Source organism: Haliscomenobacter sp. (assembly GCF_033763495.1).
GTDB lineage: Bacteria > Bacteroidota > Bacteroidia > Chitinophagales > Saprospiraceae > Haliscomenobacter.
Window position 1 is genome coordinate 1 of record NZ_JANRKL010000237.1, and the last position, 24,478, is coordinate 24,478.

General features: G+C 47.1%; 17 protein-coding genes. 4 read left to right on the plus strand and 13 right to left on the minus strand.

The window, feature by feature from the left end; translation table 11 throughout:
* Positions 1-970 (plus strand): SMP-30/gluconolactonase/LRE family protein (locus SFV55_RS28300; RefSeq protein ID WP_320032959.1); only part of this gene is annotated, 970 nt, incomplete at its 5' end.
* Between the two features lie 109 nt (positions 971-1,079).
* On the opposite strand, the gene SFV55_RS28305 is transcribed toward SFV55_RS28300, so the two are convergent.
* The 10 genes from SFV55_RS28305 to SFV55_RS28350 all read right to left on the minus strand — a co-directional run bounded on the left by SFV55_RS28305 (position 1,080) and on the right by SFV55_RS28350 (position 18,707).
* Positions 1,080-1,424 carry a hypothetical protein gene (locus SFV55_RS28305; RefSeq protein WP_320032960.1) on the minus strand — a complete coding sequence of 115 codons (345 nt, stop codon included), beginning with the start codon at positions 1,422-1,424 and terminating at the stop codon, positions 1,080-1,082.
* A gap of 37 nt (positions 1,425-1,461) precedes the next feature.
* On the minus strand, positions 1,462-2,388 hold the full coding sequence (locus SFV55_RS28310; RefSeq protein ID WP_320032961.1) for an RraA family protein: 927 nt from the start codon (positions 2,386-2,388) through the stop codon (positions 1,462-1,464).
* On the minus strand, positions 2,385-3,953 hold the full coding sequence (locus tag SFV55_RS28315) for a hypothetical protein (protein ID WP_320032962.1): 1,569 nt from the start codon (positions 3,951-3,953) through the stop codon (positions 2,385-2,387). Before SFV55_RS28315 ends, SFV55_RS28310 begins: the two co-directional genes overlap by 4 nt.
* 219 nt (positions 3,954-4,172) lie before the next feature.
* Positions 4,173-5,291 carry an alpha/beta hydrolase-fold protein gene (locus tag SFV55_RS28320; protein ID WP_320032963.1) on the minus strand — a complete coding sequence of 373 codons (1,119 nt, stop codon included), beginning with the start codon at positions 5,289-5,291 and terminating at the stop codon, positions 4,173-4,175.
* A gap of 69 nt (positions 5,292-5,360) precedes the next feature.
* Positions 5,361-6,581 (minus strand): cupin domain-containing protein, encoded by a 1,221-nt coding sequence (locus SFV55_RS28325; RefSeq protein ID WP_320032964.1) that lies wholly within the window; start codon positions 6,579-6,581, stop codon positions 5,361-5,363.
* 50 nt (positions 6,582-6,631) lie between these two features.
* Positions 6,632-8,908, minus strand: coding sequence for a PQQ-binding-like beta-propeller repeat protein (locus tag SFV55_RS28330; protein WP_320032965.1), 2,277 nt, complete (start codon positions 8,906-8,908; stop codon positions 6,632-6,634).
* Between the two features lie 235 nt (positions 8,909-9,143).
* Positions 9,144-10,706 (minus strand): RagB/SusD family nutrient uptake outer membrane protein, encoded by a 1,563-nt coding sequence (locus SFV55_RS28335; RefSeq protein WP_320032966.1) that lies wholly within the window; start codon positions 10,704-10,706, stop codon positions 9,144-9,146.
* 33 nt (positions 10,707-10,739) lie between these two features.
* Positions 10,740-13,943 carry a TonB-dependent receptor gene (locus SFV55_RS28340; protein ID WP_320032967.1) on the minus strand — a complete coding sequence of 1,068 codons (3,204 nt, stop codon included), beginning with the start codon at positions 13,941-13,943 and terminating at the stop codon, positions 10,740-10,742.
* Positions 13,944-14,200: 257 nt separating this feature from the next.
* A complete protein-coding gene (locus SFV55_RS28345) occupies positions 14,201-17,296 on the minus strand; it encodes a VPS10 domain-containing protein (RefSeq protein WP_320032968.1) in 3,096 nt (1,031 codons plus the stop codon).
* A 352-nt stretch (positions 17,297-17,648) separates the two neighbouring features.
* Positions 17,649-18,707, minus strand: coding sequence for a TlpA disulfide reductase family protein (locus SFV55_RS28350; RefSeq protein ID WP_320032969.1), 1,059 nt, complete (start codon positions 18,705-18,707; stop codon positions 17,649-17,651).
* 169 nt (positions 18,708-18,876) lie between these two features.
* On the opposite strand from SFV55_RS28350, the gene SFV55_RS28355 reads away from it, so the two are divergent.
* Together SFV55_RS28355 and SFV55_RS28360 are read left to right on the plus strand one after the other, a co-directional pair.
* The gene (locus tag SFV55_RS28355; RefSeq protein ID WP_320032970.1) at positions 18,877-19,545 is read left to right on the plus strand and encodes a GldM family protein; all 669 of its coding nucleotides are present in this window, start codon (positions 18,877-18,879) and stop codon (positions 19,543-19,545) included.
* 103 nt (positions 19,546-19,648) lie between these two features.
* A complete protein-coding gene (locus SFV55_RS28360) occupies positions 19,649-20,632 on the plus strand; it encodes a bestrophin family protein (RefSeq protein ID WP_320032971.1) in 984 nt (327 codons plus the stop codon).
* Between the two features lie 33 nt (positions 20,633-20,665).
* Here SFV55_RS28360 and SFV55_RS28365 read toward each other — a convergent pair whose 3' ends face one another.
* The 3 genes from SFV55_RS28365 to SFV55_RS28375 form a co-directional block, all read right to left on the minus strand.
* A complete protein-coding gene (locus SFV55_RS28365; RefSeq protein WP_320032972.1) occupies positions 20,666-21,322 on the minus strand; it encodes an SdpI family protein in 657 nt (218 codons plus the stop codon).
* Complete coding sequence (locus tag SFV55_RS28370; protein WP_320032973.1) at positions 21,319-21,582, minus strand: autorepressor SdpR family transcription factor; 264 nt, start codon at positions 21,580-21,582, stop codon at positions 21,319-21,321. Before SFV55_RS28370 ends, SFV55_RS28365 begins: the two co-directional genes overlap by 4 nt.
* 102 nt (positions 21,583-21,684) lie before the next feature.
* On the minus strand, positions 21,685-22,629 hold the full coding sequence (locus SFV55_RS28375; protein ID WP_320032974.1) for an alpha/beta hydrolase family protein: 945 nt from the start codon (positions 22,627-22,629) through the stop codon (positions 21,685-21,687).
* A 420-nt stretch (positions 22,630-23,049) separates the two neighbouring features.
* On the opposite strand from SFV55_RS28375, the gene SFV55_RS28380 reads away from it, so the two are divergent.
* Positions 23,050-24,465 carry an anthranilate synthase component I family protein gene (locus SFV55_RS28380; protein WP_320032975.1) on the plus strand — a complete coding sequence of 472 codons (1,416 nt, stop codon included), beginning with the start codon at positions 23,050-23,052 and terminating at the stop codon, positions 24,463-24,465.
* Positions 24,466-24,478: the final 13 nt, after the last annotated feature.

Consider the following 24,478-nt stretch of genomic DNA (forward strand, 5'->3'; position numbering starts at 1 on the left):
GGCAGTCTATTTACTCTTTTTGGGAATTACACAAGTTTCAGCACAGGAGATTGGCAGCATTGAATTTATTGCGCCAGAGTTGGGGGGGCTCATCAAAAAAGAGGCAAAAATAGAGGTGCTTGCCGAAGGTTGCACTTTTACAGAAGGCCCCCTGTGGCTGGAAAAGGAGAAGATGTTGTTGTTTTCCGATATTCCGGCCAATACCATTTACAAATGGACGGAAGCCAAGGGTAAAGAAGTATACTTAAAACCAGCGGGTTATACGGGTGCCGAACCACGGGGCGGATTTATGGGTCCCAATGGATTGTACAAAACCAAAGACGGCAAGTTGTGGATTTGCCAACATGGCGACCGCAGGATTGCCAGCATGGATGCACCACTCGATGCACCAAAGCCTAATTTCAGCACCGTCGCAGGCACTTACAATGGCAAAAAATTGAACAGTCCGAATGACTTTTTTATGGCGGCCAATGGTGATTTGTATTTTACCGATCCTGCCTATGGTTTTGAAAAAGGATTTAACGATCCCAAAAAGGAACTGGCGTTTCAAGGGGTGTACAAAATGGATAAGTCGGGGAATATCAAACTTTTGATTGACTCCATTCAAGCACCCAATGGCATCGGAATTTTTCCCGATGGCAAAACCTTGTTGGTAGCCAATACCCAGGGAAAGGGTCGTGGCTGGTATGTGTACGACATCGCTTCAGATGGTTCTTTGCAAAATGGACGAGTGTTCTTCAATCCCGGAAATATCAGAGAACCAGGCGGATGTGATGGTTTCAAAATCGACAAAAAAGGCAATGTCTTTGCGGCAGGGCCGGGCGGCATTTGGATATTTACCAAGGAAGGTAAATTGATTGGTAAAATCAAGGTGAACAACCTGACTGCGGCCAACTGCGCTTTGACACCAAATGGCAAAACGCTTTACATTACGGCTACGCAGTATTTGCTGAGGGTAAAGATGCGCTAAGCTAAATGAGTTGAGTTCCGAATACATGAGTTTAGAATTTAGAAGTAGTCGCTGCGGTAGCTCACTTCTAAATTCTAAACTCATGTATTCGGAACTCTCAACTCATACCTTAATTTTCCTTCTTCACCCGAGTCAATTTCATTTCCCCTCTTTCGTTTTTGGTGACAATTTCGTCATCACTCACCAACTCACCAGTGTTGTTGATGGTCATCTCATTAAACGAAATGGTGTAGGAAAATTTCTTCCCATCCACTTTGCCGTTCTCAATTTTACGCTCGCCAAATTGAGTTTTCCATACACCTGTAAGCGTGGTTCCTTCAACTTTGAAGGTGTAATTGATTTCAAAGGTGCCGTTTGGCGTTTCACGGGTGCCTTTCCAGTCGCCATCAAGGGCGTTTTGAGCAAAGGCGCTAAAGCTTCCCAATAGGAATAGTACTGCGATCAAATGTTTCATGATAAAAAAGTTGTAGGTTGTTAATAATAGTGGTTGATTACCAAGTTCTTTTGCTCATCATTTTGTCCAGTTCGGCGCGTGTCATCTTACCCAGTTCAGGATGTTTTTCCAGCCATTTTAAAAACTCCGTTTTGATCTCATTCGTCCACTGGCTGTCAATTTCTCCAGTGCTGTACTTGTTCGTTTTGACCATTTCAAAACCAAACTGGTCTTTGCGGATCACAAATTCAGCCGTGCTGACTACTTGTTCGGCCAGGTGAGCGGGCACAAAAAGTACTCCTTCGATGGTTGCAATCACCAGGTCGCCAGGAAGTACAATGGCTTCGCCAATCCGAATGGGGCTATTGAGTCCCATCAGCACCATTTGCTCGGTAAAGGAGGGGTGAAAATCCCGTACAAAAGCATTAAAACCTTTGAGATTGGTGATTTCCTGCAAGTCCCTGCACGCTCCGTCGAAAACTACCCCATTACCGGATTTGCTGTAAATGGAATTAGCCAAGGTTGCACCCATGATGGGGCCGCCCCCGATTTTCCCAAAAGCATCAGCAACATACAAATCGCCTTTGGTGAGGACATCGATCGGCCAGGCATTGGTGTTTCCTTTTCTGCCTTGTTTTGCCCCTCTGTCCTTGATGTTTTTTTCCACGTCGGGTCGGCTGGGCAGGTACATGGCCGTGACTGCCCGCCCGCTCATGGTTTGGTTGTTGACCATTTTCCAACCACCTTCGTATTGATTGAGGTAACCTTCGTTTTTCAACACGGTCCAGGCATCATCGATCATGATGTGCTTCGCTCTTTCCAATAGCTCATCGGAAATTTTTGGCCGACCATCGGCAAAACGTTCTCCTTTCCATTCCGAGGTAAGAAAAATCAGTTCTTCTTTGGAAATGGTTTGTCCATGCAAAGAAACGTGCAGTGAACTACAAAAAAACAGTAGTGAAAAAATGGCAAAAAAAGCTCTCATGGTACTTGGTTTGTGATGTTTTTAACCGCTTCCAATCCCAGTCGTTCTTCCAACTGGGTTAGAAATAAACTTTTGGGTGTAACATGCCGGTCCATGGCCTCTACGTGGCCATTGCGTTTAGTCAAGTCTTGCAGCGCGGCATTGAAGATGACCGCGTTGAGCCCGATATGCCCAAAAGAGTAGTTTTGTGCGGTTGGCGGTTGCTGAATCAAGTAGTCTCCCTCACAATTCCAGAATACAATATTGGCACCAGCCCAACCAATGATGTAATCCCAAAAGCGGGCCGTAAGCGGTGCCTTTACATTGTCGTACAAAACCCCGTTGGACCAATGGTTGTGGGGCTCACTGGAAGAGAAGGGGTTAATTGCGGTACAAGCCAAAAAGACATTCCCGCTTGCTTCAGATCCTTGCAAAACAAAGGAATGGCGCCCTTTTTCAGAAACGCATCGTTGAACCAGGCAAAACTGGCCATTCATCTGGAAGGTAAACCGCCGCCCGCCCCAGCGTTGCGACACCGGCTCGCGGGCATCACAATCTTGGACGGTGACCCATTTTGTGCCAGCGTTGGCTTGTACAACGCTGCTTCCAAAATGAAGCGCGCTCATGTTCCTCACCCAGGCATTTTTAACGTTGCTGAGGTCGATGAAATTGGCATAATGGTTTTCATCGGAAAAATATTCTTCACCCTGGTATCGATGCGTTGCGCCGAGGTCGTCGCGATCCATGTTTCCATACTCCTTGGTACGGATGGAAGGGTCATATTCTGAGATTCCGCGTAGGTTTTCAATGCCCACTTGTTCAATGCGTTCATCCGTGTATTTGTAAATCGCTCCCCCACCCCAACGTTTTTCAATTGCGGTAAAAATCGGAGCATCTAGGGTAAGGGTATTTCCATTGACGGCAACAATACTTCGGTCAAAATTGATATCAAAAGGTTTCCAGCGGTTTCTACCCACCGTGGCCGTGTCCAAACCAATTTTTTTGATCCATTCTTCGTTACCAATCCTTCTGACAATTACCCGGTCTCCCTTTTTGAATCCTTTGGCCGAGACCACCTTGACGCTAAACGCACCTACCGGTACGTATTCATCCGTAATGTCTTGTTTGGATTCTTCCAGGAGTTTTATCCCCGCTGCGCCGTTAACGTTAATCAGCGCAGGCCGTCTGAAGCGTGGACCAGTACCCGGCTCTGCTGGCTTGGGGATTTTGCCGTACAAAATAGTGCCCACATCGCTGCGACCCTCTCCACGTAAAACTACTCCTGAAGCCTTGATGTAGATGGGTTTGTCTAATTGGTACATACCCATTTTAAGCAGCACTGCACCTCTAAACCCTGTGGCATCGAGTGGCAAAGCAGATACCCGATCGACGGCAGCCTGGATAAGGTCGGCATTGTCGCCCAACTTTGGCCAAAGGGTTTCTTTTATCGCCACGTAAGGGATGGGTACACCACCTCCCTGATAACCCGCATGGGAGAAATCAGGAATAATATTGCCCAGGCTATCGGCAACGTAGACCAATTTGCCGTTGGTCCCAGGATACACCACCGATGTAGTAGGAGGCATATCCTGAGATTGAGCGACAAAAGTATGTAGGCAGCATGCTACAATTGCGATTATAGAGCTTTTACATCTCATTGAAAATAATTTAGGGCAATCCCTGAATATGACGCAAAAAATTACTTCCCGATTTTTTTAGAGGCTTTTGAATAGGAAGCTCACTTGAAATAAACGTTCGAAATCCTATTCAAAACCCAAATCGGGAAGTTAGTTTTTCTGCGTTAATTAATCTTTAAAAAGCAGCGGGGCCATCTGGTACAAACTGCGCCGCCAGGTTTGGAATTCGTGCGCAGTGCCTTCAGAGATATAAGATACGACATTAAACCCTGCGTCTTTCAGGGCTTTTGCTGCGTTTTTAACACCATCAGGTCGTTCTTTGCTGCCACAACTCAGGAAAACGAGTTTCACTTTGGTTTTGTCTTTGATGTCGGCAGGAGCATAAATGCCACCGCTCAGGAGGCCATAGTGAGAAAAAACTTCTGGCCGGTTCATGGTGATGGTTTTGGTTTCCATACCACCCATGGAGAGCCCGGCCATAGCGCGTTTTTCCGGCTTGGCAATGGTGCGGAAAGTTTTGTCCACATAAGGAATCAACTCATCCACAAGAACGGTTTGGAATGGCTTGATGTCAAAATTCCGCAGGCCTCCCATTTTTACATCATTGGTCATGCCATAGGTCATGACGATGATGAAGGGTTTGATTTTTCCTGCGGCGATGAGGTTGTCCATGATCAAATTGGCGCGTCCCTGATTGCTCCACGCGGTTTCGTCTTCGCCCCAGCCGTGTTGCAAATACAGCACTGGATAACGGGTTTTGGTACTTTCAAAATACCCCGGTGGTGTATAAACAAAGGCCCGGCGCGAGGTATTGGTGCTGGGTGAAGGAAAAAGAACCTGCTGTACATGGCCATGGGGTACATCTTTCAGGGCATAAAAATCCTGATCGTGTGCAGGGATTTCAATGCCACTTTCCCAACGTATGGAGCCATAAAAGCTGAGAGTTCCAGGGTCATTGAATTTTCCACCATCGATATTGACATTGTAGTAGTGAAAACCTTCGTCCATGGGGCCCGCAGTGGTGCCCATCCAGGAGCCATCAGCGGCCTTGGCGAGTTTGGTGCCTCCTCGTCCTCCGAGACCCAGGCTTACCCGAACACTGTCGGCAGCAGGAGCAATGATGCGGAAGCGGGCGTAACCTTGTGAGTTGACCTGTGGGTATTCTTGCCCGGGTTGATTGAGGCTGGATGGTTTGAAGTCCTCTTTGATTTCAGCTCCGCCCTGAGCAAAGCCAAACGTAGCAGAAAGGGCAATCAGCAATGCTGTTGCAAGGAAATTTCGTTTCATCTTGTTTTTTGTTTGTTGTTTAACTCGATTTTACCTGTATAAACTTTTGAAGTTTAGTACAGGTAAAACTTAATGCTGGTTATCATCTCCCATTACATCGTAGCCCCTCCACTTAAAGGCGGTGGCCAGTTTTGATGCAGCCGGCCAGGCAATTTGGTGTTCGGGGCTTTTTACCCAGTTTCGGCGATCCTGTTCGGTGGCAAAAGAAATCTGGATCGCGTAGTTGTGCGTAGTAGGTTCTGCCTGGATTTCTTTGGCGATGTTTTCCGGGAAAAGCCGCAGGAGTTTGGAACCCACGTAACCCTTCTGCACCGTCATCGCCGGGACATAGATGGAGTAGTACATTTTTTCAAAGGCTTCGGCATTTTCCTTGGGCACTACAAATTCCATCTGGAGCAGTACGGCCTTTGGGGTTGCCTGCGGTTTGTTGATGCTCAGGGTCTTTTGTTTGGAAGCCGAGATGCCAATGACGATTAACTCCAGATTTTTGTCAGCAGTATTGGCAATGCTCAGTTTTTCGCCCAAAATACCAGAGAAGGCATCATCGGCTTTGATGTTGACGGTTTCCCCATTGATAGAGACGGTGCCTGAGCCGTTTACAACGTAATACACTTCTTCAGTGCCTTCCAATTGTTGCCGATTGGCCGTTTTGCCAGCCGGAACAACCAGGTGATCAACGTGGTTCCAGTCGGTACGAAAGACTTCTGGCCCGATCAAGCGGCGGTACATTACGCCTTCTCCAGCATAAATGGTAGGATTGGCTTTCAGTTTATCCTGTTCCAGGCGGGCAGATACAAATGAAGGAACGGGTTCAAGACTGGCTCCCACCCGAGCGTCACCCAGATCAAATGCATCACCTACTCCTTTCTTTTCGCTCACTGCAAAATTGAGCCAACGGATCGGCTCGTTGGAGGCATTGTAGATGGCGTGTGAATCGCCCATTTTGCAGGGAACGATTGCGGGTGCTTTGATTTTGGCCGTACGTCCATTGATCGTAAACTCTGCTTCGCCATTGAGGATTACGTACATTTCCTCGATGCTATGGTGAAAATGGTGACCAATACCCGATTTGGCGTTGATGACTCCGGTATGTAAATAAAGGAAATTGGTAGAGAGGTCGTTGCGACCTATCAATTGGGTGAAGCCCATCTTTCCAGCACCAGCATGTACCGCTGAAAGTTCCCGGTACTTGCTTGGGTCATTGGGGATAACCCGGCCTTTTAATGATTGTGCCGTAGCTGTAGCCTGTAAAACAGAGGCTGCCAGTAGTAGTAGCAAGAATTGTTTCATCTGCGATCTTTTTTGTTTATAGTTTTAAAAACCAGTTGCATGTATTGGCTTTACTTGCTGTTCGGAAGCGCATACACTACATAAGCTCTTGGCAATGCTCCAGGTTTTTTGGAGCGGTCGTAACTGTCACGTGTAAAATTAGAGGTAGCATTGATAACCAGATACTGTTTTCCATTCAAGGTGTACATGCTGGGTTGGGCGTTGGCCTCATAACTCAGGTTGGTTTCCCATAAAATGTTCCCATTATCTGCATCAAATGCGTACAACTTTCCACCTTTGGCAGTGGCAAAAACGATACCTGTCGAAGTTACCACCATACCTTTCCGCAAGGTCCCACCGGGGGCACCCAAACTGGGATCTCCTTTGCCATAAAGGGAATCCAGCCCTACTGGTTTTCTCCACTTGATGGTTCCTTTGTTTAAATCATAAGCCACAATGGAAGACCAGGGGGGAGCCGCCAAACCAGACCATTCGGTTCCATAATCGGTAATGTAGCGATCCTTTGGATGTTTTACTTTTTCGGGATAATCCAACATCGGTGCACTTCTCTTTGCATCGGGCTTAATAGTAGCTCCACCGGAAGCGACTACCGGGCCTTTAGGTGGCGCAGCGTTGGCCCTGCGGGGAAAATTAAAGGCCCGCGGATTGCCCCCCAGATAGCGGTACAATGCTTCGATCGTTTCTTCACTGACGTGGGTAAAACCAGGCATAGACCCCTTACCTCCCAGAACAATGTCTTTAAACTCGGTGTAGATGATGTATTGCCCGGCATTGACCAAAGCTGGACCAGTCACGCCCTCCATGTTTTTTCCATGGCAAGGTTGACAGGTAGAAGCATAAAAAGTTTTTACCCGGGCAACCTGATCCGCCGAAAGATCCACTTTGGGAGGCGCTACTTTATTCAGTTTATAGGTAGAAGCGTGCTCCTGCGTCAGGATGTACATGAATCCATTTTTGGGATCGGAAGCAGTGTTGCCATAATTCGCGCCACCCAAAGCACCTGGCATCATGATGGTTTCGTATTTGTCGGATGGCGGAATGTACAAGCCTGACTTGGCAGTGGCCAGTCTTTTTTGCCATTGCTGCTTGACGCTGTCTGGGAAAAAAGGATTCAGCGTTTCCAAAGTCACTTCGTGCCGGGTGAAATTGGGAAGTGAAGAAATGGGCTGGGTAGGCCAGGCTTTTTCTCCAGGCATTTGACTGGCCGGGAAGGGTTTTTCTTCGATAGGAAATAAGGGTTTCCCGGTTTCCCGATCGAACACAAACAAAAAACCGTGTTTGGTAGCCACCGCTACTGCATCAATATTTTTTCCACCTTGATTCACCGTTATCAATTGTGGAGCGCTGGCGAGATCGACATCCCAAAGGTCGTGGTGTACAATTTGATAATGCCACAAACGTTTCCCGGTACGTGCATCAACAGCCACGAGGCAATTGCCAAAAAGGTTGCTACCCAAGCGGTCGGCCCCATAAAAGTCATAGGTTGGTGACCCAATGGGCAAAAAGGCAATTCCCCTTTGTTGATCAACCGAGATTTCGCTCCAGACATTTGTCCCTCCAACGTACTTGTACGCATCCTTTGGCCAAGTTTTGTAGCCAAACTCGCCTGGTTGAGGAACAGTGTGGAAAGTCCATTCCAATTTTCCACTCACCACATTATAAGCCCTTACAAATCCTGGTGCCGAGAAATAACCTTCGCCAGGAGCAGAGCCTACAATCACCAGGTCGTTGTAAATGACCCCAGGCATCATGGCCTGCATTCTACGGATGGAGGAGGGATCACGACCCAGGCCTTCGCGCATGTCCACATAGCCGTCAGTGCCAAAACTGGTGATGGTTTTTCCGGTCACGGCATCGATAGCCTGAAGGGAATTATTGAGGGTGAAGATCAGGCGCTTGTCCTTTTTGTCTTTGCTTTCCCAATAATTGAGCCCCCTCCTACTCATGCCGAGCAGGTTGGCATGAATCCAGATCTCCTTGCCACTCAATGCACTTACCGCAATCAGGGAATTGTTTTTGCCCATCACATACATCGTGGTGTCCACAACGATGGGGCTGAAGAAGTAGGGTTGTTGATCGCCCGAAGGGTACATCCAGGCCACTTGTAGTTTTGCAACGTTTTCTTTGGTGATCTCTGAAGCTGCAAAATACCTGGATTGGTCAGGGCTCCCACCGTAATGCGTCCAGGTTGAATGAGACGAGTCGATATTGTTGTCACTTTGGTCCGTCAAGGACAACAATCCAATCACTACCAACAAGAGTAGTACAGTAGAAACGGGTGTAAAAAGGCTAAACACCTTTTTGGTTGTGTTGCGATCTTTAAGCATGTAGGTTTCATTTAACATTACCGATGTGGGAACTAATGCGCTGATTAGCAGAGCACATGGGTAATGCGCGATGAAAAACTTTGAAATAATTGTCTAAAATACAATTATTTTGGATTGTAGGGAGAAAATTGGTGGGAAAAATTTCACGCTTGACTACGCTTTCCACTTGACATAAAAAAAACCTGTGAGATACCAAGTACCTCACAGGCTTTCCCTTCAAAAATCAAACTATCCCTTATTGCGGATACCCCGGATTCTGCGTTTTCAAATTCGGATTATTGAGCAACTCTGGCGTTGGAATAGGCAACAACAAATGCTTCTCTTGCAAAGCTTGATTGGAGCTCAAATTCACGTGCCCGACAAATTCATCAAACTTCCTGGTGTTTTCATTGAACACCTTGCGCAAACGCACCATGTCAAACCAGGTGATTTGCTCATAGCACAATTCATGCCAACGCTCCTTCCACACCGCTTCGCGGAATGAAGCCTGGTTGTATGTTTCCAAACCTGGCGTAATGAGTTTGGCGCGGTCTCTGATGCGCTTGAAGGCATCGTAAGCTGCTTGGGTCGGTGCGCCCAATTCGTTTTGCGCTTCGGCAAACAGCAGCAACACCTCTGCATAACGGATTTGTGGCACGTTCAGGTTATTTTGACGCGTACCAGCCACTCCAGAAGTACCACTCGAAGTACGATTGAAGTGTTTGAAAACATAAGGAGCACCCAAATCAAAACGCGCGCCGTTACCGTTGGTGAAATAAGTTGTGTAGAAATACCCTTCCTGGTCTTTTGCCCGCAAATCGCCGTCCTCGTACGATTTGTAAAAGGCTGTGGTAGGCACGCTACTTCCGGTTCCACCAGGGCCACTATAGGTTACCGGCTTAAAGTTCGGGTAAAAATTCTCCATTGGATTGCCCGCCACCAAAGTATTGTATTGCAGCATAAAGAGGTGTTCAAGGCGGTTTTCGGTGCTTTCTTTGTGCACGTCCTCGTAGGTCGCAAATAGGTTAATCGACCCAGGGTTCGCATTGGCATAAGTGATCACCTCAGCTGCTTTATCGGCAGCTAGCTTGTAGTGTGAAGCTCCCTTTTTCAATGGGAATCCGGCCATCGTCAAATAGACCCGCGCCAACTGCGCTTTTACCGCAGCCAAATTGGCCCGACCACTGACGTCCATCCAGGCCAAACCAGCCGCTTCAGCAGCAACTAAGTCATCTACAATGAGTTTGTAAACTTCTTCTTGTGGCGTCCGTACAGGTAAAAAATCTTCAGAAGCTGCCGTTTGTGGCGCGGAAATGAGTGGAATATCGCCCCACAATCTAACCGCTGTAAAGTAAGCCGAAGCGCGCAAAAAGCGGGCTTCCCCCAAGATTTTTTTCTTTTGGGCCTCCGGCATCGGCGTAATCGGCGGCACTTTTTCAATCACCTGGTTGGCCTGCGCGATCACACGGTACAATCCACTCCAATAATTGATCACGTGAGCAGTATTGCCATCGTGTACAAGTCCATACAAGTTGTTCAAATCCGAGTTTTGGGCGGTCTCGGTGGTTGAAGTACCCGTAAGGGCCTCCAACAACTGCCAGTTGGTAGAGAAAATACCGGCACCACCACCCATAAAGCGCAAGTCCGCATAAACAGCAGCCAGCGCAGCTTCGGCATGGTCAGGAATGGTATAAAAGTTATCGGGTGTGAGGTTGGAAGGTGCCTCTTCCGTCAAAAAATCACTACAACCCGAAGTAAAAAGCAAGATCGCTCCGACGAGCGTAGCTTTGCCAATATATTTGAGGATATTCAATTTCATAACAAATGAAGTTGTGTTGAATGAAAAAAGTGCTTAAAGGCCAATTTGCAAACCAACCATGTAAGTGGTAGGCTTGGGATAGTTGTGCCAGATCATACCCTGGGTAAACGCGCTGTTGCCAGCTCCCTGGTTGGTGGGTGTTACTTCGGGATCGCCAATAATTTTATCCTCTACCAGCAAGAAGAAATTTTGAGCAGTAGCATATACCCGCAAGCGGCCCATTTTGAGCTTGTTCAGCACCTGAGTGGGGAAAGTATAACCCAGCAATAAATTTCTGCCCCGCAGGAATGAACCATTTTTGACCCACCAGGAATCGACGTTGGTGACATAACCCGCGCGCGTATCGCGAATTTCAGCAATCATCGTATTCTGATTCTGGGGAGTCCAGGCATTCAATACGGAGGAGTAGCTGTTGGCCAATGATTGGCGGTCTTCGCTGGAGTGCAAGTTCATCATCAACACATCGTTGCCGTAAGAAAACTGAAGATCCAAGGTCAGATCAATGTTGTTGTAGCGGATGGTGTTGGACAAGGTTCCCCAACCCTTTGGGTTACCATTTCCGATGATGCTGCGGTCAGCGTTGTTAATGGCCTTATCGCCATTTACATCCAGGTACTTGAGGTCACCAGGCAAAACAGTTAGACCGTTGCGGTAGCTCGTGAATTTGGCGGCTTCTTCACGCTCCGCTTCGCTCCAAACACCCAGGCGAGTAAGCCCATAGAAAGAACCTACCTGCTCGCCAACGCGAATGATGTTGGCATTGCCGATAAAGTTTGGCCCACCTACGTTGAAGATGTCGGAAGGTGTTGCCAATGACAGTACTTTGTTCCGGTTGAAGGAAATATTGAAAGCCGTAGTCCACTGAAAACCACCTGCGTCAATGTTTCTGGTGTTCAAGCCAATTTCAACACCTTTGTTGTACATGGATCCCACGTTTCTCCGAATGGTACCATAGCCACTGGTGGTAGGCACGGGGGCATCCAAAAGCATGTCGGTCGTTTTGCGGTAGTAATAATCTGCTTCTACCGAAATCCGGCCTTTGAACAAAGCGAATTCAATCCCAACATCCGTCTGCGCGGTTTTTTCCCAACGCAAATCGGGGTTAGCCAAACGGTTGAGCCCGGTACCCGATATACGTGCATCGTTATAGATGGTTGTGAAGTTCGAACCCAACAAGGACAGGGAAGAATAAGCAGGAATTTCAGAGTTACCAGTCAAACCATAACTTGCGCGAAGTTTCAAATTGGAAATCAGCGTATTGCCTTTCAAAAATCCTTCTTCTGATACCCGCCAAGCTACTGCGCCGGATGGGAAAAATGCAAATTTGTGGTTTTCTCCAAATTTGGAAGAACCATCGGAGCGACCAGTAAGCGTCACTAAGTATTTGTTGGACAAGGTGTAGTTGAGGCGTCCAAAATAGGAGTTAAATGCAAAACGAGATGCGCTGGAGCTTACAGCAGGGTTGGTAGCACCAGCTCCCAGGTTGTTGAACCCAAAATAGTCCGTGGCGAAGTTGCTTACACTACCACCAATGCTAAAGGTGTTCGTTTCTTGCCATGAAACCCCCAACAAACCATTGAACGAGTGATTGGCCAGTTGCTTGTTGTAGGTCAGGTAGTTTTCCAATGACCAAAAACTTTCCTTGTAGTTGGAAGTAGAAGCAGAACCACTGCCACCAATGTTGATCGTACGAGTGGTGGATTGGTTGTTTTCCTGGGTCTGAACGTTGACACCGAATACGGTACGCATCTCCAAACCTTTGGCTAAGCTGAGGTTGGAATACAAACTTCCCAAAGTTGTTTGGGTGTTCAAGATGTACCTGCGGCCCATCAAGTTGTGGAAGGAGCTAAAGGTACCTTCGGCAAAAGGATAATCGCGGTTGTTGGCAAAAGTTCCATCTTCGTATCTAACCGGCAAAAACGGGAAGTCTTCAACGATGCGTCGAGCTACCTGGTCGTTTTGGTCTACAATGTTTTCGGTTTGGTTGTTGTAACTCAAGGTACCTCCTACTTTCAGCCATTTTTTGATCTGGTCATCAATCGTAAAGCGGCCTGAGTATCTTTTCATGTATGAAGTCTTGAGCAAACCCTGATCGTCACGGTATCCCAGGGAGATCGAATGCTGGGTACGCTCGTTGCCCCCGCTGAAACCCAGTTGGTGGTTTTGTGAAAGTTTATTCTGGGTGGTCTCTTCAAACCAGTCCGTATCAAATTTCGGGCTGCCATCAGCATTGAAAACCCGTGGATCCGTACGTTTCAATTTAGGATTTAAACTTGCCCATTTGCCCGCGGCCCAACCTACTGGGTCGTATTTGGCCATGTTTGCCCAAGACAGATCTTCTACAGCCTGGTATTCCTTGGCATTCAATACTTCTGGTCGGTTTGGTCCAATGGTGTTGACACTAAAATCGGCATTGTAGGTGACTGAACCTTCGCCTGCTTTTCCTTTTTTGGTGGTGACCAAAATCACCCCATTGGCACCTCTGGCACCATAAATGGCGGTGGAAGAAGCGTCTTTCAATACCTCCACTGAAATGATGTCGTTGGGGTTGATGTAGTCAATGGCCGAACTGAATTGGTTTTGAGTGCCCTGTGGAAGCATCACCCCATCTACCACGTAAAGCGGGTTGTTGGACGAGTTGATGGAACTAAAACCACGCACGCGGATGGTCGTTCTACCACCCGGACGTCCGGAGTTGTTGTTCACCTGTACACCCGCAATTCTGCCAGACAAGGCCTGGGTAAGGGAGGGGGTTGGGCGTTCCTGGAGTTGGTCGCCTTTTACGGAACCAACCGAACCGGTCAAATCCGATTTTTTGGCGGTTCCATACCCGATAACCACAACGCCATCCAATAACTTCGTGTCGGTTTTTAGGCTAACGCTAAGTGTCGTCTGGGTGCCAACCACAATTTCTTGTGAAACGAAACCAGTGTAGGAGAAAATTAAAGTGGCCTCATCGGGTACTTCCAAACTGAACTTTCCATCGACGTCAGTTACGGTACCATTCGAAGTGCCCTTGACCAAAATACTCACACCAGCCAAAGGTGCGTTGGCCTCATCCACAACTGTACCTTCAATGGACTTAACTACAGTTGGGGCAATTTCCACCTTTTCCAGTGGTTTTAGGTAGGGGGAGGCATACAAAATGCCAGAGCAGCAAATCACCAAAGCGATTTGGGTAAGCAGGATGCGGCCAAAATTCAGCCAGGTCCCGCTTGGGAGTAATTTTTTTTTCATCTTGTTGTACCCGAAATGGGTGATTAGATTATGGATGAAATGGTTTGAAGTAACTCTGTAAAGGTCATTAGAGGATGTGAAGTAGGTGTAAATCCTAGGTTAGGCTTTGATTATGAAATGAGGCGTGTTTTTTTGGGAACAATAAATTTACTGTATAAATTATTTTACATTGCGCACGTCTATAAACAAATTAGCCCGCTAATGGAACAACAGGCTAATTTGTTTTTTGGTATTGATGAATAAAATTAGGGCTTCCATCAGTTCACAAACATCACCCCCTTCTCCTTTGCCATTTGGTTGATTTTGTACAAATTATTGTCGATGGTGGTTTTGAGTTTGGACAATTCCTCATCCACCATTTTACTCAACTTTCCGCGTACTTCCTCCCCTTGCTTGGTGGGGCGAAAATCTCCCTGAGCCTGTTCTACCATCAAGTGTGCCAAGCGATTGTTCAATTTAATGCCGTAGTTCAGCGGGTCCTGCACACTTTGGTTTTTGGTTTGGTGGATGTTGTTTTCGATGGTATTCAATTCCTCCTCAAATTTTTTGATGGCATCCATCATGTCTTTGTTCTTCTCGTCGCTGCCCAGTTTGTTTTTCAGGTAGCCCAAATCTTCCTTGATTTTGCGCAGGTTGATGATGCCTTCGTTGGCTTCGGTGACCTTGTTGCGCACCTTCATCAGGAAATCAAATTGCGCCTGGAAGTCTTCAGCACTGGTATTCAAACGTGGGTCTTTGAGGATTTCAAATTCCTGAGTTTGGCTTTTGCCGTTTACTGTCAAGCGGACTTGATACTTTCCAGGTACGGCTTTAGGGCCCAAATTTGGCGAGCCATAAAAGACCATCCCCGGGAAGGTTTTGTAGCCCGGATAACGCATATCCCATACAAAGCGTCCACCTCCTGCTTTGACCGTGATTTGATTCAACTTGTCTTTGGCCTTGGTGCTGAAGGTACGGATGGTATCGCCGTCACTTTCCAGGATATCGATTTTGACCTCAGCTCCAGCTTCCAGTTTTTTGATAAAATAATGGATCATCACCCCATTGGGATGGTTTTCTCCTTCCAGTTTGGGGTCACGGCGATTGCTGCCGGCCATGCGATAGGTTGACATGGGTTGGTACAAGATGGCTTCTTTGGCTGCTGTTTCAGTACTCAGCTGCTGCAAAGGCGTCAGATCGTCGATGAGCCAGAAGCTACGCCCGTGGGTAGCTGCGATGAGGTTGTCATTTTTAACTGCCAGATCGGCAATGGGCACGGGGGGCAGATTGAGTTGTAATTTTTGCCAATTGTCCCCATCGTCAAAGGAGACCCAAACGCCTTTTTCGGTACCCGCATACAGCAATCCTTTTCGTTTTTGGTCAGCGCGTACCACCCGGACAAATTCATCTTTAGGGATTCCTTTGGTCGTGACGGTCCATGTTTTGCCATAATCCAAAGTCCGGTAAATGTAGGGCGTGTAGTCGCCAAACTTGTAGGAAGTAGCCGCGATGTAAGCCTCCCCTTTCACAAAAGGACTGACTTCCACAGCATTGATCATGTTGAGTTTGGGCGACATCGGTGGGGTTACGTTTTTCCAGTTCTTGCCCCCATCCTGGCTTAAATAAACCAGCCCATCGTCAGAGCCTGTCCAGATTTCACCCTCGGTGTAAGGAGATTCTGCTGCCGCAAAAATATTGGCGTAGTATTCCGCTCCGGTGTTGTCCTGGGTGATCGGGCCACCGGAAGATTTAATCGTTTCTGGATCGGCGCGGGTCAGGTCAGGGCTGATCACTTCCCAGCTTTCCCCACCATTCAAACTCATGTGCAGGTGGTTGGAACAAGCGTAGAGTTTTTTAGGATTATGTGGGCTAAAAAAGACCGGATAATTCCAGTTGAAACGGTACTTCATCACTTCTGCGCCCGAGCCTGCGGGCAGATCAGGATAGACGTTGGTAGAGCGTTCTTGGCCCGTTTCCAGGTTTTGCATGGTCATGTAACCTTTGTAATCGCCGCCGTAAACCACTTCACTATTCAATGGATCGGGGGCCAGGTGGGCACTTTCACCAATGGCCAGGGCAACCCAGTCTTTTTCGGTAACGGCACCGCCATTCGTACGATGAGGGATGCGTACGCTGGTGTTGTCCTGCTGCGCTCCGTAGATGCGATACGGAAAATGGTTGTCGGTGGATACGCGGTAAAACTGGGCGGTGGGTTGGTTGTGATAGGTTGTCCAGTTGTTGCCGCCGTCGTTGGACACTTGTGCGCCGCCATCATCGGCAATGATCATCCGGCGGTTGTTGTCGGGGTCAATCCAGAGGTCGTGGTGGTCGCCGTGCGGGGCATTTTTGAGGGTAAAGGTTTTGCCTCCGTCCTTGGAAATGCCATAACTGACGTTCATAACGTACACAATGTCTTCGTTCTGGGAATCGGCAGTGATGCGGCAATAATACCAGGCGCGTTGGAGCAGGGCGCGATCCTGATTGATGCGGGCCCAGGTTTTGCCCCCATCGTCGGAGCGGTAAACGCCTCCTTCTTTGTTTTCAATGATGGCCCAAATCCGATTGGAATTTTGAGGCGAAACCGCCACCCCAATGATGCCGTTGATGCCACTGGGCATGCCGGGTTTGTCGGAGAGGTTTTCCCAGGTGTCGCCGCCATCGGTACTTTTCCAGAGTTTGGAATCGGGGCCGCCGCTGTCCATGCGGTAACCATTGCGGGTCATGTTCCAGGTACTGGCGTAGATGATGCGGGGGTTGTTGGGATCGAGGATGAGGTCGGCTGCGCCTGCCTTATCGTTGATGTAGAGGATTTTTTTCCAGCTCTGGCCACCGTCCATACTGCGGAATACGCCGCGCATTTCGTTGGGTTTCCAGAGGTTGCCCAAAGCGGCTACGTACAACACATCGGCGTTTTTGGGGTGTACCCGAATGCGGGCAATGTGCCGGGAATCCTGAAGGCCAATGCTTTTCCAGGTTGCACCCGCGTCGGTGGATCGCCAGAGTCCGGCCCCGGAAGCTACGTTGTTGCGCAGGGTTTGTTCACCTTCACCTACGTAGATGACATTCGGGTCGCTCTCCGCTACCGCAACTGCGCCAATGGAACCGCCGAAGTATTTGTCGCTTATGTTGTCCCAGGTTTGGCCAGCATCCTGGGTCCGCCAAACTCCCCCACCAACGGTACCGAAATAGTACAAATTGGGATTGCCGCGCACGCCTGTAGCGGTGCTGGAACGCCCGCCGCGAAAGGGGCCGAGCTCACGCCAGCGGAGGCCTTCGTAGAGGCTGGGGTCAAAAGTGAGGGATTTGTTGGTTTGGGCTAGGCTCAGGAAGCTGAATAAGAGCAGCGTGGCGAGCGAGAGAATGGATTTTTGCATTTGGTTCGGCTTGTGTTGGTTTCTGGGGATTAAAATAGGGAAAAATGGGGAGGATTGTTTCTTGGAGCTTGGTTTTTCTGGCAAGAACTGACACCAATTTGTCATTTCGAAATATCAAAGGACTATCAAAGCGACATTTTTTAGCACAAAGGGAAAAAAAGAGGACTCAAAGGGCACAGAGTTAGACGTTGACAGTATTTTTAGCCAAAAATGAGGGTTAGCAAAACCCAGCACTCGGTTGTATCGCTTTGTCAACGTCTCGCCTTTGTGTCCTTTGGGCTGCCTTGGTGTCCTTTGTGATAAAAAGTGTCGCTTTGGTTATTCTTTGAAAAAATCGTGATCTTCACGTTGATTATTTCAAGATATCACCAAGAATTTTTTCCAACTCCTCCGCCTTGGGATGAATCGCCAAAATAACCCCATTTGAATCCACCAAATACGTATTTCCGCCACCACGATCAATGTTGTATTTGTTCCAAATGCCATTTTGTTTGTCCAACTCGATCAGGTTTGTCCAGGGGTATTTGTCTTTTTTCACAGCAGCTTTAAAATGTTCATTGGTCTTAAATTCAGCAGCAACACCCACAATGGTGAAACCTTTGTCCTTGTACTTTTCGTAAACCGGAATCATACTTTTGCTCAAGTAGCGACAAGGGCCACACCAGGAGGCCCACATGTCGATCACGGCCACTTTTCCTTTGATCAGTTCGGAAACTTTTTTCACTTCACCATCAATGGTCGGAGCAGAAAAATCCAGAAAATGGTCTCCTACTTTTAGATGGTGGATGGCATTCAGCATTTCCGCAATTTTTGTGGTATAAGGATGACTTGGGTACAATTTGGAAAAACTTGGAAACAACTCGGTTAAAGCCATAATATCAATGCCTTTTTTGTCATCCGAATACCGCTCAATTAGCTCCAAAAGAAGCGAATAGGAAAAAACATCAGGGTGCTGTTTAATGTATTCGTATTTCCAATTCGCATCAAGCGTTCGAATTGAGTCTCTTTTATTGATCAATTGTTGATTAAAACGCACCATTTTTTGGGTGAGGTCGCCACCAGATATGGTGTTCTGAGCATAATCTTCTAACGAGTGCAACACAAAATTAATGGTGCCATTTTCTGCAAAAAATTCTATTTGTCTCCACATTGCATTTTCAAGTTCATCTTCAAAAACCAATACATACTTCTCTACAAAGGGAGCTTCAAATTCAAAACTAAAAGCATTTTTAATGATAGGAATTTTAATGCCAGAAAAACGTGTTTCATCAGTTGCTTTGAGGAAGAGAAGTGTTTTAGATTTTCGTCCGATTACTTTACCTTCAAGTTTACAGCGAACGTTTTGTGTAAAGGTGTTGGTAAGATTCAGGCAAAAAGCCAATAGAAAGGTGAGGTGGATAATCTTTTTCATGTTTAGATTTTTAATTTTTAATTGTTTGAGGTGTTATCAGGGGATTTTTACAAATCTACCAAATGTCTTGTTTAGTTCCAATGTTTGATATTTAATCAGGACAATTTATTTATAACATGTAACCTTCTTGCTCTCGCTTCATTTCTCTTTAAACAAAACCCACCCAATCATGAACCAATTCCTGATCGCCACCCTAGCCTTCCTCTTCTTACACAGCATTCACTTTCCCAAGCCCGTTGAAAAACCCGAAATCGCCATCAGCACCGCAGGTAATCCACGCATCCTGGCTGGCATCGACAACCCCATTGTCATTGTGGCTCAGCAGGCAAAACCAGTTTATCGGAATCAAATCAGCCTGCGGTTTGAACATCCCAATCCAGACTCCAGTTCCCGTGCTGTTTTAACTGGCGATAAAGGACATTTTAGGCTATGGGTCGACACAACGGGGATACTTATTTTAAGCATCAAAACAGAGCAAGGAATCGTTGAAAAAAAACTGCGTTGTATTGCCTTGGATGTTGTAACGAGATTTGGAGGTTTGAATAAAAGTGGCAAAATGAGCAGTGCCGTATTCAAAGCCCAGGGAGGAATAATGGCTTCGATCGAATGTTGTGACATTAATGCCCAGTGCAAGGTCATTGACTTTGAAATCCTGAAATTTAATGCCCGCAGTTTAGTCTTTCGGGGCAGCAATACTGGAGGTTCCTTTGATGCAACCATCCGCCCCATCATTAATCGAGCCCAAGCTGGCGACATTTATTGGTTTCGCAATATTCGCTATCGTTGCCTGGGGAGTGAGCCAAGTTTTGCACAAGACATTGCTATAGAGATTGAATGATTCCACTAATAGAAATAAAATTTGTACTTGCCCCGTATTTTTTCCTCCCATCCAATTTATTATTTTGCACTCCCAATAATTACCCACAGCCAAAACCATTTCCATGTTCACCGGAAAAGATTTCACCTTCAAGTTGCTCTGGCATTTCGCCCGCAAAAACCTATTCAGAACCATGATTGTCAGCACCGTTGCGGTGATCTTGTACCAGGTTCTGGATTTCACTTTTGTAGCCATTCCTTTTCTACCTGTTGGTACGATCGGTACAGCCGTGGCGTTTTACGTCGGTTTCAAAAACAACCAGGCTTACGACCGGCTCTGGGAAGCCCGCAAACTCTGGGGTGGATTCACCAATACTAGCCGCAATTTTTCGGCACAGTTGATTGCCTTGGTTGAGGATAAAACCATGGTTAAAGAGCTGTTGTACCGACACATCGCCTATCTGAATGTACTGCGGCTCCAGCTGCGCAAAACCATTCCCTGGGCCACCAGTAAGGAAAATTTGCACCAAACCTTCCGCGGCGAACGTGCTGAATTGGAGGAATTTGACCATGGTTTAAAAAAGATCCTGGAGGAAAACAACAAAGGGGAATATTATGAAGCTTTGCGGGTCAAAAACAACGTGGCATCGGGCATCCTCAAGTTGCAAATCATGGATTTAACCCGCCTCAAACGCGAGAAAAAATTGGACGAATACGAGCACAGCGATCTGGTGCGGCACGTCAATGAGTTATTCAATCTACAAGGAGGCTGCGAGCGGCTCAAAAGCACACCCTTGTTTCGGCAATACAGCATCTTTAGCCGGGTCTTCGTCGTTTTGTTCATTTTCCTTTTGCCCTTCGGTTTGTTGAAGGATTTGGGCAATCTGGCGGAGTGGGGAGTCTGGCTCACCATTCCTTTTTCGATGCTGATTTCCTGGGTGTTTTATACCATGGAGCAAATTGGCGAGTTCTCAGAAAACCCCTTTGACAATTCGGTCAATGATACCCCCATTGCCGCGATTTGCCGCAACATCGAAATTGACATCAAGGAGTTTTTAGGAGAACCATTGCCCGCCAAAATGAATCCAGTGGATGATGTCTTATTGTAGGATGTTCGCTGCACATTCCCCCACAAAGGCCCATTACTGCACTGTTTTACCAGCTATAAAAAGCCAGAATGAATAAATGACCGGAATAAAAATGATGAGCAACAGGCAAATCAGAAAGACGGCATGAAACTCTAGACTTCCCAAAAATAAGGAAGCCAACAGCAAGATAAGCCCACCCAACATGTAAACCCGGCCGCCCAGACGATGGGTTTTCTGCCAGTTTTGCTCATTGTTCAGGGTCCATGGCGTTCGAATACCAATGAAATAATTGGGTTTGACGGCCTGTAGATAATTGCCCATGAGCATCAAAAAAATGGCCAAAATGGGATACAGACCAACCCGGAAATCCAGACCTGGATATACTGCTGACAAAAGGAAAATCACCGAAATGGCTGATATCAAAGACAATACCACCACCCGTAATCCAAAATATTTTCCCCCCATACTTTCGATGCGTTTTTTGGGGTCGAGAACTGGCACCAGCAGTAAGATCAAATAAAGGAAAATAGACAGCCCGGGGATCATCCACAATAAGATACTTTTGTCGTTCCAGTCATCGGCCTTGCCATATAGATCATAATGTGTAGCAATGGTTTGGGGGATTTGTTCCCAAAACCAGTACAATAAAAAGGACGGAGCCAGTGTAATGATCCACAAAATCCACTCCATTTTTGCAAACAGCTTTTTCATGATTTTCCATTTTTAAAACCGATGAACCAAGCCAAAACATCATCAATCACGGTGGTATTGAGGGAATATATCACAAACTGCCCTTGTTTTTCCGCTGTGACCAGATTGGCTTGTTTCAACAAATCGAGGTGATGAGAAATGGTGGCCTTGCCGATGTTGAAATGCTCAGCAATTGCTCCTGCCGACAGGTCGCTTTGTTGGAGCAGCACGAGGATTTCGCGCCGGGTTTCATCGTTGAGTGCTTTGAATACGGTATTCATTGTGCTTTGTTCGCTACAAAGATAGTGGAATGAATTTGATATTTCGATAACTGTCGAAATATTTTTTTCAAAAAATCACTGCCCCAAGCAGGTGAATTTTCCTTAATATTGCTTTTTAGCCATTCCCCCCAAAACCTCCCCATACAAAATCTCATGCGTCCCTTCAAAGACCGTAAATCCAATATTCTTGGCTATTTTTTGGTATAAAATCACCCGACCTCCAATGGTCTTCGATGGCTGGGTGACAGGAAAGGAACGCGTTTTTAACATCAGCTCCTTATCCTCTGCTGAAACATATCTTGTCTGGTCTTTTTCCTTGTAGTCCTTTAATAGTTTATTGTAAAAATTAATGGACTGAGAAATAGGAACCGAGCCGGTGTAACCATCGTGTACCCCTACATAAATTTGCAAGAGGCTGTTCTTGCGTTTCCCAACTGGTGTTTCCCAAAACAGAGGTGAACGTGCCCTGGCTTTTTCCGCGTCAAAAGCCCCATTGGCCCCGATGCATTGCACAATTTCGGCGGCGTATTTGTTCTTGCGTTCTACCGATTCTGCATACCAGGCCTCCAAATCTGAAATAGAAGCCCAAGCCGAAAAGCCACGAATGGCGTGCCGCGAGCGCATGTAGGTCGCCAGCGTAGCATAACCACCACCACTGTAACCCACCACGTAGATTTGTTTGCGGTCTACTTTCAGGTTTTTCAGTGCCCAATCGATGGCTTGATCAATGTCCGAAAGCACATATTCGCTGCAACAAGCCTTAGGATGGTTGTTCATTCCCCTGAAATTGGGGAAAATAAAATTCCAGTTTTTGGCATGCACCTGGGTAGCGATCATCCCCATTTGAGAGTTAGCAGAGTTACTCCAGGAATGCAATTCCACCACCAATGGTTGAGGGGTAGCAGCAGTTGATTTATCGTAATAAAAAACCTGAGTAGCCCCATCCAATGTTGAACGAATGCTGTCCTTGCGCAGGTAAGCAGGACGCTGGGCCATGGCTGAAAAAACCAGTGTACAAAGACATGTGATCAAAAAAGCTTGTTTCATAAGAAAGTCTTTGAGTAAACAATAAACCAAGATACAACGCGGGCAGCTAATGCGGTTAAAAATTGAAAAAATTGAAAAAAATGCCTCAGCCCCTTGCACATTTCTCAAAAGCCTATATCTTTGCAAGCGAATTGAAAAAAAATTCAATCATGACTGTAGCAGTTCAAAACAACAATTGGTGGTGGCGTCTGAATCATTCCGTTCTCGGGTGAAGTAGCTAGCCATTGATGTTGTTAAAAGAACATACAGCGCAAAAACGGCTTGTCGGATCACTCGGCAAGCCGTTTTTGTTTTTATATCCTTTTTGAAAAAGTTGAGAAGTTGAGAAGTTGAGAAGTTGAGTTCCCGGTCGCGGAGCGCAGCCAAAGCGCGGGAACTCAACTCCGCAACTTCTCAACTCCTCAACCCCAACTTTTAACCATGATCAGCACGACCCAACAAATTCACCTGCGCACCCACATCAAAAAACAACTGGCGGATATGGTCACGCCCGTTTCGGTTTTTTTGAAAGTACGCGACCACTACACCCAGCCCGTGATGCTGGAAAGCAACGATTTCAGCAGTGCCGAAGACTGTTTTTCTTACATCGGCCTACAAGCCATCGCGGAAATTCAGGTTAAAAATGGCCTCATCAGCACCTTGCTCCCCGATGGCGAAACCAGCAGCATCCCCGTCATCGATGTCAATACCGTTCCCGACGCCTTGCAGCACTTTGCGCAGCAATTCAGCGTTGAGCAGGATACGCCTTATCCTGTATACAATGGCCTCTTTGGTCATGTGGGTTTTGACGGGGTACAATATTTTGACACCCTGAAATTTGACTCCTCCAAACGCAAATTTGACATCCCCGATATCCGCTTTACGCTGCATCGCTTCATCATTGCGATCAACCACTACAAAAACGAGTTGTACCTGCTGGAAAACCTCATGCCGGATCAGCCCTCGGAAATGGACAAACTGGAGGCCCTTTTGCGCAGCCAAAAAGTATCCACCCACGAGTTTCATCTGGAAGGCAAGGAAGAAAGCAACCTCAGCGACGATGAGTTTATGGAACTGGTGCGCGTAGGCAAGCGCCACTGTCAAATTGGAGATGTGTTCCAAATCGTTTTTTCCCGCCAGTTTTCCCGTCAGTTCAAAGGAGATGAATTCAATGTTTACCGCGTTCTGCGCTCCATCAACCCATCTCCTTATCTCTTTTACTTCGACTACGGCAATTACAAAATATTCGGTTCTTCACCAGAAGCCCAAATGGTCATCCGCAATGGGGTAGCACGTTTGAACCCCATCGCGGGTACTTACCGCCGCTCGGGCGACAACGCTGAAGATGCCCGTCGTGCAGTAGCCCTGGCTGAAGACCCCAAAGAAAATGCCGAACACATCATGCTGGTGGACTTGGCCCGCAATGACCTGGGCCGCCATGCTCAAAATGTGCAGGTGCGCAAATTAAAGGAAATTCAGTTTTTCAGTCACGTTATCCACCTGGTATCGACTGTAACAGGTGATTTACCTGAGCATGCCAACCCTGTTCAGATTTTTGGCGATACATTTCCGGCAGGCACCCTTTCCGGAGCGCCCAAATACAAAGCCATCGAACTCATCAACCAATACGAAAACCAAAACCGCTCCTTTTACGGTGGAGCCTTGGGCATGATTGGTTTTGATGGTTCAATCAACCAGGCCATCGTAATCCGCTCTTTCCTGAGCATGGACAACCACCTGTACTACCAGGCCGGAGCCGGTATCGTGGTGGATAGCAAGGAGGAAAACGAATTGCAGGAAGTCCACAACAAACTCGGTGCTTTGACCCGTGCCTTGATCGAAGCCGAAAAAATTTAATCCATTCCTAAAG